The organism is Nitratireductor sp. ZSWI3 (assembly GCF_024655565.1).
Taxonomy (GTDB): Bacteria; Pseudomonadota; Alphaproteobacteria; order Rhizobiales; family Rhizobiaceae; genus Nitratireductor.
Map to the genome: position 1 here is coordinate 1 of NZ_JANKOF010000113.1, position 15,276 is coordinate 15,276.

16 protein-coding genes are annotated in these 15,276 nt (G+C 65.9%); 9 read left to right on the forward strand and 7 right to left on the reverse strand.

The features are described 5' to 3' along the window. Nucleotides 1-151: 151 nt before the first annotated feature. Nucleotides 152-1,396, forward strand: a complete 1,245-nt coding sequence (locus NUU27_RS22560; protein ID WP_257764552.1) for a multidrug effflux MFS transporter — start codon at nucleotides 152-154, stop codon at nucleotides 1,394-1,396. 36 nt (nucleotides 1,397-1,432) lie between these two features. Here the strand turns inward: NUU27_RS22560 and ttcA are convergent, their stop codons facing one another. Beyond that, on the reverse strand, nucleotides 1,433-2,284 hold the full coding sequence (gene ttcA, locus NUU27_RS22565; protein WP_257764567.1) for a tRNA 2-thiocytidine(32) synthetase TtcA: 852 nt from the start codon (nucleotides 2,282-2,284) through the stop codon (nucleotides 1,433-1,435). A 161-nt stretch (nucleotides 2,285-2,445) separates the two neighbouring features. Here ttcA and NUU27_RS22570 point away from each other — a divergent pair, with 161 nt between their 5' ends. Genes NUU27_RS22570 through NUU27_RS22580 form a run of 3 tightly spaced genes read left to right on the forward strand, consistent with a single transcriptional unit; the run spans nucleotide 2,446 to nucleotide 4,650 of the window. Further along, nucleotides 2,446-3,444, forward strand: a complete 999-nt coding sequence (locus NUU27_RS22570) for a glycosyltransferase family 2 protein (RefSeq protein WP_257764553.1) — start codon at nucleotides 2,446-2,448, stop codon at nucleotides 3,442-3,444. Continuing rightward, complete coding sequence (locus tag NUU27_RS22575) at nucleotides 3,437-4,252, forward strand: ChbG/HpnK family deacetylase (RefSeq protein ID WP_257764554.1); 816 nt, start codon at nucleotides 3,437-3,439, stop codon at nucleotides 4,250-4,252. The genes NUU27_RS22570 and NUU27_RS22575 overlap by 8 nt, the downstream gene beginning before the upstream one ends. After that, on the forward strand, nucleotides 4,249-4,650 hold the full coding sequence (locus NUU27_RS22580) for a GtrA family protein (protein WP_257764555.1): 402 nt from the start codon (nucleotides 4,249-4,251) through the stop codon (nucleotides 4,648-4,650). The genes NUU27_RS22575 and NUU27_RS22580 overlap by 4 nt, the downstream gene beginning before the upstream one ends. Nucleotides 4,651-4,665: 15 nt before the next feature. Here NUU27_RS22580 and NUU27_RS22585 read toward each other — a convergent pair whose 3' ends face one another. From NUU27_RS22585 to NUU27_RS22595, 3 genes are all read right to left on the reverse strand, one after another. Beyond that, a complete protein-coding gene (locus NUU27_RS22585) occupies nucleotides 4,666-6,144 on the reverse strand; it encodes a glycosyltransferase family 39 protein (protein ID WP_257764556.1) in 1,479 nt (492 codons plus the stop codon). Between the two features lie 88 nt (nucleotides 6,145-6,232). After that, the gene (gene rpsD, locus NUU27_RS22590) at nucleotides 6,233-6,850 is read right to left on the reverse strand and encodes a 30S ribosomal protein S4 (protein ID WP_257764557.1); all 618 of its coding nucleotides are present in this window, start codon (nucleotides 6,848-6,850) and stop codon (nucleotides 6,233-6,235) included. A 208-nt stretch (nucleotides 6,851-7,058) separates the two neighbouring features. Then, the gene (locus NUU27_RS22595; protein WP_257764558.1) at nucleotides 7,059-7,250 is read right to left on the reverse strand and encodes a hypothetical protein; all 192 of its coding nucleotides are present in this window, start codon (nucleotides 7,248-7,250) and stop codon (nucleotides 7,059-7,061) included. Nucleotides 7,251-7,368: 118 nt separating this feature from the next. Here NUU27_RS22595 and NUU27_RS22600 point away from each other — a divergent pair, with 118 nt between their 5' ends. Continuing rightward, a complete protein-coding gene (locus NUU27_RS22600) occupies nucleotides 7,369-8,280 on the forward strand; it encodes a LysR substrate-binding domain-containing protein (RefSeq protein WP_257764559.1) in 912 nt (303 codons plus the stop codon). Nucleotides 8,281-8,286: 6 nt separating this feature from the next. On the opposite strand, the gene murI is transcribed toward NUU27_RS22600, so the two are convergent. From murI to NUU27_RS22615, 3 genes are read right to left on the reverse strand one after another with little or no spacing between them, the layout of a single operon-like run. After that, nucleotides 8,287-9,075: a glutamate racemase gene (gene murI / locus NUU27_RS22605; RefSeq protein ID WP_257764560.1), complete on the reverse strand. Its 789-nt coding sequence runs from the start codon at nucleotides 9,073-9,075 to the stop codon at nucleotides 8,287-8,289. 3 nt (nucleotides 9,076-9,078) lie between these two features. Further along, nucleotides 9,079-9,867, reverse strand: coding sequence for an RNA methyltransferase (locus NUU27_RS22610; protein ID WP_257764561.1), 789 nt, complete (start codon nucleotides 9,865-9,867; stop codon nucleotides 9,079-9,081). 51 nt (nucleotides 9,868-9,918) lie between these two features. Next, complete coding sequence (locus NUU27_RS22615) at nucleotides 9,919-12,042, reverse strand: DUF294 nucleotidyltransferase-like domain-containing protein (RefSeq protein ID WP_257764562.1); 2,124 nt, start codon at nucleotides 12,040-12,042, stop codon at nucleotides 9,919-9,921. Nucleotides 12,043-12,318: 276 nt separating this feature from the next. On the opposite strand from NUU27_RS22615, the gene NUU27_RS22620 reads away from it, so the two are divergent. The 4 genes from NUU27_RS22620 (at nucleotide 12,319) to NUU27_RS22635 (ending at nucleotide 15,230) form a co-directional block, all read left to right on the forward strand. After that, entirely contained in the window at nucleotides 12,319-13,530 is a 1,212-nt protein-coding gene (locus NUU27_RS22620; RefSeq protein WP_257764563.1) for an NADP-dependent isocitrate dehydrogenase, read from the forward strand. Nucleotides 13,531-13,538: 8 nt separating this feature from the next. Further along, nucleotides 13,539-14,180 (forward strand): glutathione S-transferase family protein, encoded by a 642-nt coding sequence (locus NUU27_RS22625; RefSeq protein WP_257764564.1) that lies wholly within the window; start codon nucleotides 13,539-13,541, stop codon nucleotides 14,178-14,180. A 70-nt stretch (nucleotides 14,181-14,250) separates the two neighbouring features. After that, nucleotides 14,251-14,607 (forward strand): hypothetical protein, encoded by a 357-nt coding sequence (locus NUU27_RS22630; protein ID WP_257764565.1) that lies wholly within the window; start codon nucleotides 14,251-14,253, stop codon nucleotides 14,605-14,607. Beyond that, nucleotides 14,604-15,230, forward strand: coding sequence for a DedA family protein (locus tag NUU27_RS22635; protein WP_257764566.1), 627 nt, complete (start codon nucleotides 14,604-14,606; stop codon nucleotides 15,228-15,230). The genes NUU27_RS22630 and NUU27_RS22635 overlap by 4 nt, the downstream gene beginning before the upstream one ends. The last annotated feature ends 46 nt before the right edge of the window (nucleotides 15,231-15,276 follow it).

Consider the following 15,276-nt stretch of genomic DNA (forward strand, 5'->3'; position numbering starts at 1 on the left):
GCCCTCCTTATTCACAATGCGCCGGCAGCCGCCGGCGCATTTTTTCGCGTCCGCCATGTGCCGCCCGTCATAGGCACTGGTCCTGATCTCCCGCATCCGGGAACCCGAGGCGCGTTTTCGACGCAAATGCCCGACTGACGGAGAGACGATCATGGAACAACCAGTCACGCGAACCGCCGACAGGCCGGCAAAAACCCTCGGTCGTGCAGAATTCATCGCGCTGGCGGCCGCCCTGATGGCGCTCAACGCGCTCGCCATCGACATCATGCTGCCGGCCCTGCAGCAGATCGGCGCCGCCCTCGGCGTTCACGACGAGAATTCCAGGCAGTACATCGTCACCGCCTATATCGTCGGTCTCGGCGCCGGACAGCTCGTGTTCGGCCCCATCTCCGACCGGTTCGGCCGCCGTGCGCCGCTGTTCATCGGCCTGGCGCTCTATGTCGGCGCCGGCCTGGCCGCGGCGATCGCCCCGAGCTTCGCGATCCTGCTCGCCGTCCGTCTTGTCCAGGGTGTCGGCGCGGCGACGACGCGCGTCATCGCCATTTCAGCCATCCGCGACGTGTTCGGCGGGCGTCAGATGGCCGAGGTGCTGTCGATGGTGATGATGGTCTTCATGGTCATCCCCGTCATCGCCCCGAGCCTCGGACAGGCGATCCTGATCCTGGGCGCGTGGCAGGAGATCTTCATCGCCACAGCCCTGCTCGCGCTGCTCATCGGCCTTTGGGCCGCCCTCCGATTACCGGAGACGCTGGCTGCGGAAAACCGTCGGCCGCTGACGCTTTCCAAGATCGTCGAGGGCTTCGGCTTCGTGCTGACCAACCGCGTCGCGCTGTGCTACACGCTGGCCACCACCTGCGTGTTCGGCGCCCTGTTCGGCTTCATCAGCTCGGCCCAGCAGATCTACACCGACACGTTCGATCTGGCCGACTGGTTCCCGATCCTGTTCGCCATCGGCGCCGGCCTGATGGCCTTGTCGTCCTTCACCAACTCACGCCTCGTGGGACGCATCGGCATGCGCCGGCTGTCGCACGGCGCCCTGGTCGGCTTCACGCTCATCAACCTTGCCTGGCTGATCCTTGCCTCTATGGGCTACATGCCCTTCCCGCTGTTCTTCGTCCTGTTCTCGCTGGCGATGTTCCAGTTCGGCTGGGTCGGCGCCAATTTCAACTCGATCGCCATGGAGCCGCTTGGCCATGTGGCCGGCACGGCGGCCGCCACGCAGGGCTTCATCACCACGCTCGGCGGCGGATTGCTGGGCGCGATGATCGGCCAGGCGTTCGACGGCACCACGATGCCGCTGGCGGCCGGTTATTTCCTGGCCGGCATCGCCGGGCTGACGCTCGTCCTGATCGGCGAGCGCGGCCGCCTGTTCCACCCGGTCAACCCGCCGGTGTGAGGCAGCCTTGGTCTACACATCGTACGTTCCGAAAACCTATTCCGGTTTTCGGGCCGACAATGTGGCGAAGTCGAACAGGTTACGGTCGAGAAGATGGGACGGGCGCACATGGGTGAGCGCCCGGATCATCGTGTCCTTGCGGCCCGGCATGCGCGCCTCGATGTCGGCCAGCATCGCCTTCATGGCGTTGCGCTGCAGGCCATCCTGGCTGCCGCACAGGTCGCACGGGATGATCGGGAAGCGCATGGCGTCGGCAAATCTGGCAAGATCGGCCTCGGCGCAATAGCTCAGAGGCCGCAGCACCATCACATCCCCTTCATCGTTGAGCAGCTTGGCCGGCATCGCCGCCAGCCGTCCGCCGTGAAAGAGGTTCATGAAGAAGGTTTCGAGGATGTCTTCCCGGTGATGCCCGAGCACCAGCGCCGAGCAGCCCTCCTCGCGCGCGATGCGGTAGAGATGGCCGCGCCGCAACCGCGAGCAGAGCGAGCAGTAGGTGCTCGATTCGGGCAGCTTGTCCGTCACCACGGAATAGGTGTCCTGGTACTCGATGCGGTGCGGCACGCCGAGGCTCTTCAGATAGTCGGGCAGGATGTGTTTCGGGAAATTCGGCTGTCCCTGGTCGAGGTTGCAGGCGAGAAGCTCCACCGGCAAGAGCCCGCGCCATTTAAGGTCCATCAGCACCGCCAGGAGACCGTATGAATCCTTGCCACCGGAGAGCGCCACCAGCCAGCGCTCGCCGGGCGTCACCATGGCGAAATCGTCGATCGCCTGACGCACGTTGCGCAGCAGCCGCTTGCGCAGCTTGTTGAATTCGACCGAGGACGGGGCGTCCTTCAGGAAGGGCGGCACGTCCAGTGAGCCCTCAACATGCGTGTCGCCGGATTGCATCTGTCCTGTCGGGTTCGCCAAGGTGCCGTGCATGAACCGTGCCTTCATCGGAACAAGGGAAATCGCGCCTTCCTATCAGAAGCCTTGCGACAAGGCGACTTAACGAATAGGCATTTTCTGCTTTCTATCAGCACAACACGGATCGTGGGAGATTTGCGCGCGTGAGCAGGCGGCTCGACATTCTGGTCCCTTTCCTGAACGAAAGGGAAAGCGCTGTGGACTTCTGCGCCATGGCGGCTGCGCTGGCGGCCGAGGCGCGCTCCCGTTTCGGGCTCGAGGCCTCGTTCATCCTGATCGACGACGGCAGCACCGATGGCGGCGGGGCGCTTTTCGAAGAGCATATGAGCGGACACTGGTCGCTGGTGACCCTGTCGCGCAATTTCGGCAAGGAGAGCGCCATCCTTGCCGGCCTCGACCATGCGCAGGGCGACTACGTTCTGCTGATGGATGCGGATCTGCAGCACACGGCCGAGGTCGCGCTGGACATGATCGGGCGCATCCTTGCCGATCCGGATCTGGACATGGTCTATGCGGTTCGCGCCGACCGGGCCGAGAGCCGCTCGGCCGGCCGCTATTTCGCGCAGTGGTTCTACTGGCTGATCAATATGGGCCAGCGCTACGAAATCCCCGCCAATGCCGGCGACTTCCGGGTCATGACGCGCCGCTTTGCCGAGGCCATGCGCCAGTTGCGCGACCAGCGGCGCTTCAACAAGGGCCTTTACGCCTGGACCGGCTTCAGGCAGCAGCGCATCCTCTATCGGCCGGCCGAACGGCAGGGCGGCGAGAGCAAATGGTCGCGCCGCAAGCTGATCGCCTTCTCGCTCGAAGGCTTCACCTCCTTCTCCGTGGTGCCGCTGCGGGCCGTCTCCCTGTTCGGCACGGGCGTTGCCCTGCTCGGCTTTCTCTACGGCGTCAAGATCCTGCTCGAGGTCCTGTTCACGGGCATCGCCGTTCCGGGCTATCCCAGCCTGATGGTGGCGGTCCTCGTGCTGGGCGGCCTCAACCTGGCGCTGACGGGTCTGGTCGGAGAGTATGTCTGGTCGGCGCTCAGCGAGGCGAAGAACCGCCCCAACTACATCGTCAAGACGATCACCGGTCCGCAAGCCGCACCCGCCGCGCAAAAGAAGAAGGCCGCTTCCGCAAGGGCGATCGATGGCTGAGGAGCGGCGCACGGCCTGGCTGATCGCCGACGACTACGGCCTTTCACCCGGCGTCAGCGCCGGCATCAGGTCGTTGCTGGAACGGCGGCGGTTGAGCGGCACCGGCTGCATGACGCTGTTCGACGACTGGGAGGAGCAGGCGGCCGCCCTTGCGGCGACCGGAACCCGGGCCGCCATAGGCATGCACCTCACCCTGACCGACTTTCCGGCCCTGTCGACCGGAGAGACAATGCCCGGCCTCAGGCGGCTGATCGCCGCCTGCACGCATGGTGAACGGCAGGCCGTCGCGGCGGAAGCCGACGCCCAGCTTGATCGGTTTCGCGCTGCCTTCGGCAGAGACCCGGCCTTCATCGATGGCCATCAGCATGTTCATTTCCTGCAGCCGGTGCGGCGCTGGATCGCGGCACGCTTCGCCGACCGACCGGCCGAGGCACGCCCATGGCTGCGCGGTGCGCCGACCTTGCGGGCGGCGCCGGCCGGTATGACGGCGAAGGTGACGCTCGCGCGGCTCCTGGCGCGCGGCTTCGACACGCAGATGCGCCGCGGCGATTTCCTCGTCCGCGGGCCGCTCTGCGGCTTCTACGACTGGCGCCGCCAGGGAGCCTTCACCGCCGCCCTCCCCCTGTTTCTGGAGAAGGCGCCGGACGAAAGCCTGATCATGTGCCATCCGGGCAAGGTCGATGCCACCTTGCGCGCGCGCGATGCGTTCACCAATGCGCGCGAGGAGGAACTGGCGGCCCTTGGCGCCGCCGATCTGACCGGGCGCCTCGAGCGGGCCGGCATCGCCTGGGCAGGGATCAGATCATGAACGCCGGCGAGCCCCGCACCCTTCCCGTCAAGCTGCAGCGTTTCGCCATTGTCGGCGTGCTCAATTCGGCGATCGATTTTGCGGCTTTCACCGGGCTCGTCTTTCTCGACTTGCATCCGGTGCTCGCCAATGTGCTTGCCTGGGCGGTGGCGGTGGTCTTCTCCTTCGCCGTCAACTCCCGCTGGACCTTCGTGCGCTCGGAACGCTTCGACCTGACCTCGGCCTTCGCAAAATTTGCCCTGAGCGGCAGCATCATCTCGTTGGGATCGTCGACCATCGCGGTGCTTCTGCTGCCGCCGCTGACCGGCGTCTTCCCCGCCAAGCTGATCGGCATCGCCGTCGGCGCCGCGCTCAATTTCTTCGCGGCCCGCTGGTCCATCGAGGATCGGATCCTGTAAGACCTTGCGGAACCGTCACGCCGGCGGCACGAGGAACAGGCGAACCTGCCAGTCTCTCTCGCCGTTGAAGCCGGGCACTGTGAACTCCTCCTCGGCCACGGCCCCGACGGGGAACTTTTCCGCCCTGCCGATGCACCAGGCCTGATCGGCGAAACAGGCGATCGCGATGCCGCGGGCGCGGACATCCGCCTCGGTGATCCAGGGCGTGAGCTGGAACGAGCTTTCCTGCATCGAATAGGGCCGCGACGCGGCATAGAAGGTGGTGCCGCTGGCCAGGATCTTGTCACCGGCCACATAGACGAACGGCGCGTCAAAACGCTCGTTCCATGCCTTCTCGATCTGCGTGGCGATAGAGCGGACCGGGACGGCGTTGTAGTGCGACATGTCCTCGGCTTCCTCGCTGCGGATGATCGGAGACAGGGCCAGCAGCGCCGCGCCGTAGATGACCACCGCGGCCGGTATCGCCAGCCGCTGCTCCTCGAGCCGGCCGGGCCGCACGAAAAGCAGCAGCAGGATCGGCGCCGCAAAATAGAGCGGCAGCGCCCACACGGAGCTGAACTCGACGGCGAAGGCCACGCCGAGCAGAAGCGTCAGCGCGAGCGCGCCGAAATTCGTCCACAAAAGCGCGCGGCCGACAAGGCTGGTGCGGAGCGCGGCAAAGCGGCGGGTCTCGAACCAGGCGCCGCGGCCGTTGCGCAAGATGGCGATCAGAAGCACCAGCAGAACGGGCAGGAGATAGGCGAGCAGCGCGCCCAAGAACCGCGGCGCCGAGACGACGCCCGCCAGCGCCGATCCATCGCCCTGCTCGGCGGCATAGGTCAACGGCCGAAAGTCGTTCTGGAACAGCCAGTAGACATGCGGCGCGATGAGAATGAGAAAGGTCGCGCTGGCAAGCCAGACGCCAAGGCTGGCAAGCAGCGGGCGCGCCTGGCGGTCGAGAAGCACATGCAGGCAGATCGCTCCGAGCAGAGCTGCCGAATAGTATTTGATCAGCACCGCGCCGGCGGCGAGCGCGCCGAGGATCACCGCATCGACCAGCCTGCGCTTTTCCAGGAAGCGCAGGTAGAACAGCGCCGTTCCCGCCCAGAAGGGCAGCATCGCGGCATTGGCATTGTATTTGATGGCGAGAAAGGTGACGGGCGGCAGGAAGAAGAACAACGCCGTGCTCAGCACGGCACGCCACGGGTCAAGGAAGCGAACGGCGATCCGCCAGCTGAAGAAGAACATCACCGCGCTGTTGACGGCCGAAAGAAGGTAATAGGCCCAGTCGGCACGCGGCAGCACGGAGAACCAGGCGGCCGTTATCCAGGCGAACAGCGGCGGATGCTTGAAGTAGCCGTTCTGCCAGGCAATGCCCCAGGAATAGTTCTCCAGCATGTCGCCGAAGCCGTCGAGATTGCGCTGCGTCCAGGTCGCATAGAGCGTCCACACGATCACATAGAAGATGAGCAGAAGAGCAATCTGCGCCCAGGGGGCTTTCGCCAGGCTTCTCATGCGCAATCCCGTTCCGGTTGCCAGATGCAAAAAAGAAGCGCCCGGCCAATGGCGGGGCGCCCCCTTGCAAACTACCTGCTGAAAGCTATCAGCGCGAGTAGAATTCGACAACCAGGTTCGGCTCCATGTGCACAGCGTAAGGCACGTCGGAGAGAGCCGGGACGCGAGCGAACTTCGCGACCATCTTGTTGTGATCGGCTTCCACATAGTCCGGCACGTCGCGCTCGGCGAGCTGGGTCGCTTCCAGCACGATGGCGAGCTGCTTGGACTTTTCCTTCACCTCGATCACGTCGCCCACCTTGCAGCGGTAGGACGGGATGTTGACGCGGCGGCCGTTGACCAGGATGTGACCATGGTTGACGAACTGGCGCGCGGCGAAGATCGTCGGCACGAACTTGGCGCGATAGACGATCGCGTCGAGGCGGGATTCCAGGAGACCGATCAGGTTCTCGTTGGTGTCGCCCTTGCGGCGGTTCGCCTCGTCATACGTCTTGCGGAACTGCTTTTCCGAAATGTCGCCGTAGTGGCCCTTCAGCTTCTGCTTGGCGCGCAGCTGCAGACCGAAATCGGACAGCTTGCCCTTGCGGCGCTGGCCGTGCTGGCCGGGGCCGTATTCGCGGCGGTTGACCGGGGACTTCGGACGGCCCCAGACGTTTTCGCCGAGACGGCGGTCGAGTTTGTACTTCGCGGATTGGCGCTTGCTCATCGCATTCCCTTTCAAACCAAAATGACCGGAGCTCCCGCTCCGGACGAAGGAAACGCGCCCTCCTCTGATCTCCGTTTTCGAGACCTGACAGGGCAAGCCACGCACGCTTTGCGGCCTTGCCCACGGGACACGTTGAAAAGCGCGACGGCCACGGGGCCATCGCGCATGGGCGCGTCATTATGCGAGGAGCGCCCGCATGTCAATCCCGTCAGTCACGGATGCTCTTCGGCCGCAGGCGCCGCATATCGCTCAAGCCGATATCCTGCAACAGATCCTCCGGAACATCGCGGGGATCGAGACGCCGGCGCCGGCCACCGCCACGCCAGTTGAGATTCCAGCTTGGCAGAAGGCGCCACGGGGCCTCGCCTCCGCAATATTCCCGGCTCAAGACGTCGCTCATCAGACGGTCCTCCTGACATTGGATGGAAAAGCTCTCTTGATTGCGACATCGAATATTGTTCCTCTATCCCCGGAACTCCAATTGAAGTTCGGCATGGCTAGATAAGGTGATTTTATCCATGACGTCGTTTCCCCTACCGCCTCTCACGGCCTTGCGCGTGTTCGAGGCGGCCGCCCGCCACGGAAGCTTCACCAGGGCCGGACAAGAGCTCGGCATGACGCAGGCCGCCGTCAGCTACCAGATCAAGGTGATCGAGGAGCGCGTCGGCACGCCCCTCTTCGTGCGCCGGCCACGGCAGGTGACGCTCACCGAAACCGGGCAGCGCTTCGCACCGCTGGTGACCGATGCCTTCGAGCGGATCGCCTCGGCCTATGCGGAGGCGCGCGGGGCGATGGAAGGCACCTTCACGATCAGCACCGCGCAGACCTTCGCCATCAACTGGCTGGTGCAGAATCTCGATGCGTTCCAGGCCCTGCACCCCGCGCTGACGGTGAGGCTGGAGGCAAGCCAGCGGCTGGCCGCATTCCAGACGGAGGACGTCGACGTGGCGATCCGCAGCGGCCACGGTCCCTGGCCGGGTCTGGAAAGGCACCTGCTGCTCATGGCGAATTTCTCGCCGATGCTGAGCCCGCGCCTCGCCGAGACGGTGGGCGGCATCCGGACCCCGGAGGATCTGCTGCGCCTGCCGCTGCTCGATCCCGACGATTCCTGGTGGCAGGCATGGTTCGGCCCGATCGGCATCGCCATCGGCCAGCGGGACGGCAACCTCTCGCCCAAGCTCGGGGCGCAGAGCATGGTTGCCCGCGCGGCGATCGCCGGTCGGGGCGTTGCCATGCTCACCCCGGCGCTTTACCGCCTGGAAATTGAACACGGCCTGCTCATCCAGCCTTTCGAGCGGATCGAAACGGACGGGCTGGGATATTGGCTGGTCTATCCGGAAGGACGGCGCAACGCTCCCAAGATCCGCGCATTCCGGGAATGGCTCCTGAAGGCGGTCGCGGCGGAGTGTGGCACGCCGCCGGACGGCTGACCCCTCTCAGAGCGTCGCGAAACCGAAGCCCGAGAGCAGCCGGCGCAGCGTCTCGGGCGGGCGGCCCGAAGTGAAGTGGGCGATGTCGGCAACAGTCCCGCCGATGGCCGGCGGCAGGTCGGCGGCGAGCGCCAGGGCACGCCGGGCGATGGCCTCCGACGTGTCGATCCAGTCCACCGGCCAGGGCGCCGTCTTACGCATGCGGTTGACGAGGAAGGGGTAGTGCGTGCAGGCCAGCACGACGATATCCGTGCGCCGCCCGTCCTGCTCGACGAAGCACGGGGCGATCTCCGCCCTCACCTCATCCTCGTCGACGAATCCCTCGCGCATATACTCCTCGGCAAGCCGCGCCAGATTCTCGCTGCCGACGAGCCGCACATGGCATCGCGCCGCATAGTCGCGGATGAGATCGCGCGTGTACTGGCGCTTCACCGTGCCCGGCGTTGCCAGCACGGAGACCAGCCCCGAACGCGTTCGCTCGGCCGCCGGCTTGATGGCCGGCACCGTGCCGACGAAGGTTTCGCTCGGAAAAACCGCGCGCAGGCGGTGAATGGCGAGCGTCGATGCGGTGTTGCAGGCGATCACCGTCATCACCGGCCTGTGCCTCGCAAGAAGCTCGTCGAACAGCCCGACCATGCGCTCGAGCAGCGCCGCCTCATCCCAGGCGCCATAGGGAAACGCGGCATCGTCGGCGACATAGACATACGGGCGGTCGGGCAGGAGGATGCGCGCCTCCTTGACCACCGAAAGCCCGCCAATGCCGGAATCGAAGAACAGGATCGGCCGGTTGTCCATGCCCTATCCCGCATCCGGCGCGCCGGAGCCGCGCGGTCTCTTCGGCGAAAACTTCTCGAGCGAGGCGAACACGCCCCTGAGGACGGCGAGTTCCTCCACGGTGAAGCCTGGACGCGTGAACAATGCGCGAAGATTGTCCATCATCTTCGGCTTCTTGTCGTCGGTTCGGAAATAGCCGCGCTCGTCGAGCACCCGGTCGAGATAGATCATCAGGCTGTCGATGTGCCGCTTGGATGCGGGCACCAGTTCCTCCTCCGGGGGCCGGACGGCGCGCTCGCCGGTCTTCATCCACTCATAGGACATCAGCAGCACGGCCTGGGCGATGTTGAGCGAGGCAAAGGCCGGATTGACCGGGAACGTGACGATCTCATCGGCCAGCGAGATCTCGTCATTGGTCAGTCCCCAGCGCTCGCGACCGAACAGGATTCCCGTCTTCTGTCCACCCCCAAAACGCGCGCGCAGATCGGCGGCCGCTTCCTCCGGCCCGCGCACTGGCTTGAAATTGTCGCGCGGACGGGCCGTCGTGGCGAGCACGAAATTCAGGTCTGCAACGGCCTCGGACAGGCTGTCGAACATCACCGTGGCATCGATGACGTGATCGGCGCGGCTGGCTGCCGCCCGTGCCTTTTCGTTCGGCCAGCCGTCGCGCGGGCTGACCAGGCGCAGCTCGGCAAGGCCGAAATTGGCCATGGCGCGTGCCACCATGCCGATGTTCTCGCCCAGTTGCGGTTCCACCAGAATGATCGCCGGGCCTTCCGCGAGCATGTCCTGCTGTTTGTCTGTTCCTGCCATGAGGGGTGCTGTTACCCCCTTCCCGGTCCGCGGTAAAGCACCACCGTCACCTCACGCGAACATCGTGCTGCGCACGAGTTCGGGAATGACGGAAACGCTTCTCAGCGCTTCTTTCAGCGTCTTCTGCTCGCGGCTCGTCAGCCGATCGACGGCGACCCGGTTCGACAGGGGGATGCCGGCGGCGATGTCGGCCACCTGCTGCTCGAGCACGAGAGCGAGGAAGAAGCGGTGCGCGTCGCGCAGGGCGGTGAAATCTCCCGCAGGCACGCCCGGCAGCCCGGCCAGCCCCTCGAGGCGCCCGCGGGTCGAGGAGCGGACGATGTGGTGGTGAATGGCAAGCGCCCGCGCCATGGCGGCAATGGGAAACAGGCCGTTCAGCTTCAGGTCGAGCCGGCCCTCTTCAAGCCGCAGGCCGCCGAACAGCGTGAACGGATTGTTGAGGTCGCGCACGCCTTCGCCCAGCAATTTGGCGAACTCAACCCGCTCTGCTCCGCGCCGCCAGGCATAGGCGCGCAGCGCTTCGACGAGCGCGTCGGTGCCGTGAACGGCGCGCAGATCGTAGAAGATGTCGACGTTGAGCAGATCCTCCGGCCGTGCCTTGGCCACCCAGGAATCGACGCGCCTGTGCCATTCTTCCACCGATCCGCGCCAGAGCGCGTTGCGGGCCATCACGCCGCCCCGGCAGAGCGGTATGGCGGCCGTGTGCAGGTGTTCGGTGAACAGCGTGGCGAAGCGGGCGAACCATCGGTCTGCCGGCCCGTCCGGCTCTCCTTCATCAAAGACCAGCGCATTGTCCTGGTCGGGGGCGAGCAGGCTTTCGCCGCGCCCCGCCGAGCCGAGCACCATCACCGCGAAGGGACATGGAGGCTCTCCCTCGCCGGCTGCCCGCATGTCGCCAAGGGCGATGTCCGCCGCCCGCGCCGTCATTGCGCATAAGATTCCCGAGACGACCTCGGTGATGGTGCGCGCGTCGATCTCCTCATCCAGCAGGGCCGATGCGACAACCGGCACCCGCGACCAGGCCGTTGCGAGATCGGCAGGCGTGCCGGCCGTCTCGATGCGGTTCTGCAGGTCGACCGCTGCCCCGGCGCGGAATTTTAGGAAATCGCGCGCCGAGATGACGCCGACCAGATGCCCTGCGTCATCGGACACCGCGAGATGGCGGATCCGATGCCGGTTCATCAATCCCAGCGCCTGATAGAAAAAGGCGTCCCTGGCGATCGAAACCAGGGGCGTTGCGGCAATGGTGCTGGCCGGCGCCGAGAGCGCCTGCGTACCATCGGCGGCGACGGCCCGCAAAATGTCGCGCTCGGTGACGATAGCGTATTCGCCGATCGCCCCGCCGGGCCTGCCATCGGACGACAAGAGCAGCGAACTGATGCGCCGCTCCGCCATGATGCGGGCCGCGGCCTGCACCGTGATGTCGTCGCGCGTCACCGCCGGCTCGGCCTTCGTCGCCTCGTGGACACGATGGCGGAAGGCATAGGGATCGATCACTCCCAGGGCCCGCCGAGGGGTGTCCTGACGACGCAGGAACGGCTCGCTCCATCCCGCTTCGGCCTGCTGGCGCAATATCTGCGAACGCAGGCTCGAAGCGCGCTCGGCTTCCGCCACCGTGCGGATGCCCCGGTCGATCAGGTGCGGGACCAGGCGGGTGAAGATCTCGCCGGCGATGCGGGCGTCCGCTCCCGCATGGTGACGACCGGCGATCTCGACGCCCAGCCAGGCGGCGATGGCATCGAGAGACGCATCCGGCAGGTCCGGATTGACGATGCCGGTAAGCATGCGCACGCACAGGGTTCGCGGCGCCTGCCACAGCAGCCCGGCCCGCGCCGCCTCGCGCTCCAGGATCGCAAGATCGAAGCCCAGCGCATAGCCGACGAGCAGGCGTCCGCGCCGATAATCCTCGAAGCGTTGCCAGGCATCGGCGAAGCGCGGCGCGGTGCGCAGCATCTGCCCGGTGATGCCGTGGATGGCGGTCGAACGGGCCGGCACCGGCACGCCGGGATCCACCAGGGTCTCGAAACGATCGCTGTCGCTGAGGCGCCCCTCAACGAGCGCCATGCCGCCGATCTGCACGATCCGGGCCTCCCTGACGTCGAGCCCGGTGGTCTCGGTGTCGAAGGCGACCGCATTGGCGGCGATCAGAGGCGTTGCATCATGGACGGGCTTCATGGGGGCACCGGCGGAAACTGTCGGGTGAAGACTGCACGAAACCGCGCCATATTGCACCCGTATTGTCGCCTCGCGGGCCGGAGCTGATGTGGCTCTGCCCGCCCGGATACCAGCGCGGAACGCCGCGGGCGGGCGCCGATCGGATTTCCACCAAAACCATGCGCGAAAAGGCGGCCGCCATTCTTTGCGCTTTCCATCAGGAATGCTATAGGGCAGCCGACCTGCTGCGCGGGCATTCCCCGCGCTTTCTTTCACACAGAATCGTGGAGCTTTTTCATGGCTAAAATCAAGGTGGACAATCCTGTCGTCGAGCTCGACGGCGACGAGATGACGCGCATCATCTGGCAGTTCATCAAGGAAAAGCTGATCCACCCCTATCTGGACATCGATCTGAAGTACTACGACCTCGGCATCGAGGCGCGCGATGCGACCGATGACCAGATCACCATCGATGCCGCCAACGCCATCAAGAAATACGGCGTCGGTGTGAAATGCGCCACGATCACGCCGGACGAGGCCCGCGTCGAGGAATTCGGCCTGAAGAAAATGTGGAAGTCGCCCAACGGCACGATCCGCAACATCCTGGGCGGCGTCATCTTCCGCGAGCCGATCATCGCCAAGAACGTTCCCCGCCTGGTGCCCGGCTGGACGCAGCCGATCATCGTCGGCCGCCACGCCTTCGGCGACCAGTATCGAGCCACCGACTTCCGTTTCCCCGGCAAGGGCAAGCTGACGATCAAGTTCGTCGGCGAGGACGGCAAGACCATCGAGCACGAGGTGTTCGACGCCCCCTCCTCCGGCGTCGCCATGGCCATGTACAATCTCGACGATTCGATCCGCGACTTCGCCCGCGCCTCCATGAACTACGGCCTGCAGCGCGGCTATCCGGTGTATCTGTCCACCAAGAACACGATCCTCAAGGCCTATGACGGCCGCTTCAAGGATCTCTTCCAGGAGGTCTACGAGACCGAGTTCGAGGCGAAGTTCAAGGAAGCCAAGATCTGGTACGAGCATCGCCTGATCGACGACATGGTGGCCTCGAGCCTGAAATGGTCGGGCGGCTATGTGTGGGCCTGCAAGAACTACGACGGCGACGTGCAGTCCGACACGGTCGCGCAGGGCTTCGGCTCGCTCGGCCTGATGACCTCGGTTCTGATGACGCCGGACGGCAAGACGGTGGAGGCCGAAGCCGCCCACGGCACGGTGACCCGCCACTATCGCCAGCACCAGAAGGGCGAGGAGACCTCGACCAACTCGATCGCCTCGATCTTCGCCTGGACGCGGGGCCTGGCGCACCGCGCCAAGCTCGACGGCAACGACGCGCTGGCGAAGTTCGCCACGACGCTCGAGAACGTCTGCGTGCAGACGGTGGAATCGGGCTTCATGACGAAGGATCTGGCGCTGCTCATCGGCCCCGATCAGCCGTGGCTGTCCACCACCGGGTTCCTCGACAAAATCGACGAGAACCTGCAGAAGGCCATGGCCTGAGGCTCTCGATGACGGGCAAGCCGCAGCTCTTCGGCGCAGACTACAGCGTCTATGTGCGCATCGCGCGGCTTGCCCTCCTCGAAAAAGGCGTCGACCACGAACTCGTGCCGGTCGACATCTTTTCCAGGGACGGCGTTCCCGACTGGTATCTGGAGCGCCATCCTTTCCGGAAGATCCCGACTTTCGAGCATGGCGCGCTGAGGCTGTTCGAGACCGCCGCCATCACCCGCTATGTGGACGAAGCCTTTGACGGGCCGGCCCTGCAGCACGGCGACGCCGGCGCCCGGGCGGTGACGAACCAGATCATCGGCCTCATTGACGCCTATGCCTACCGGTCCATGGTCTGGGACGTCTATGTGGAGCGCGTGTCGAAGCCGAAGCGTGGCGAGACGGCGGACGAAGCGCTTATCGCCGGCGCCCTCGACACGGCAGGGACCTGCCTTTCGACGCTCTCCAGCCTGTCGGGACAAGGCCCCTGGCTGGCCGGGAACCGGCTCACCCTTGCCGATCTCCATGCGGCGCCGGTCTTCGCCTATTTCTCGCTCGCTCCGGAGGGGGCGGCAATGATCGCCCGCTATCCGCGCATCGCCGACTGGTGGGAGCGCATGCGCGGCCGGGCCAGTTTCGAGGCAACCCGCCCCAGCGACTGAAGGTCGCTCGCCGGGCTCTCGACAAGTCCCGCGCGATCCTGCGACTATCCGTCGAACCAGGGGGCAAAGAATGGGCCGCGTGATCCGATCCTTGTGGCAGCACCATCGCCTGCTGTTCCTCGCCTTCTGCGCGGCGGCCCTGATCACCCTCTTCCTCGCCGCGCGCACCGCCGCCTTCTACGCCTACTGGTCGATGCACCGGGCCGTGCCGATCGAGGACTGGATGACCATCGGTTATGTGGCGCGTTCCTGGGACGTGCCGCCGCAGACGCTGCGCGGCGCCCTTGGCCTTGCCACGGAGGGACACGACCGGCGCAGCATCGCCCGCATCGCCGCCGAGCGCGGCGTGCCGGCGGACATGCTCATCGACGACATCGAGAAAGCCGTTGCCGATGCCCGTTCGCAAGCGGAGAACGAGGCGCGATGAGCGAGGCGGTCCTCGCCCTCTTCGCGCTCTACGGGCTGCCCGGCGTCTGCGCCATTCTGGCGGCGGGTCAGGTGGGGGTTCCGCTGCCCACCTCGATCCTCCTGATGAGCGTCGGCGCCCTTCTGGCCGATGGCGACCTGTCGCCGGCGAGCGCCTTCTTCTGGGCGCTGGCCGGCGCCATTGCCGGCGACCAGGCGGGCTATGCGGCGGCCCGCTTCGGAGGGCGCCGCCTGCTCGACCGGTTCGTGAACGGCGCACTCGGCAAAGACGGCCTCGCCCGGGCGGAGCGGCTTTCGGCGAAGTGGGGCGGGCTCGGCATCTTCTTCAGCCGCTGGCTGGTGAGCCCGCTCGGGCCGTGGATCAACCTGACGAGCGGATTGTCGCGCTATCCCTGGGGACGCTTCCTGTTCTGGGATGTGGTCGGCGAGGCGCTGTGGATCGCCGTCTACCTGGCGGTCGGCTACGGGTTCAGCCGCTCCATCGCCGGCCTTGCCGAGCTGATCGCCAATCTCGGATGGCTGATCGGCGCGGCCGCGCTGACCGGCCTGCTCGGCTACCTGCTCCTGCGTGCCGCGCGCAACACCCGCGCGCGGCATACCGATGCAGATTCAAGGACGCTGTAAGGCGTCAGAGGGCTTCCATCGCCGCCTTCACGGCAGCGACCGCCTC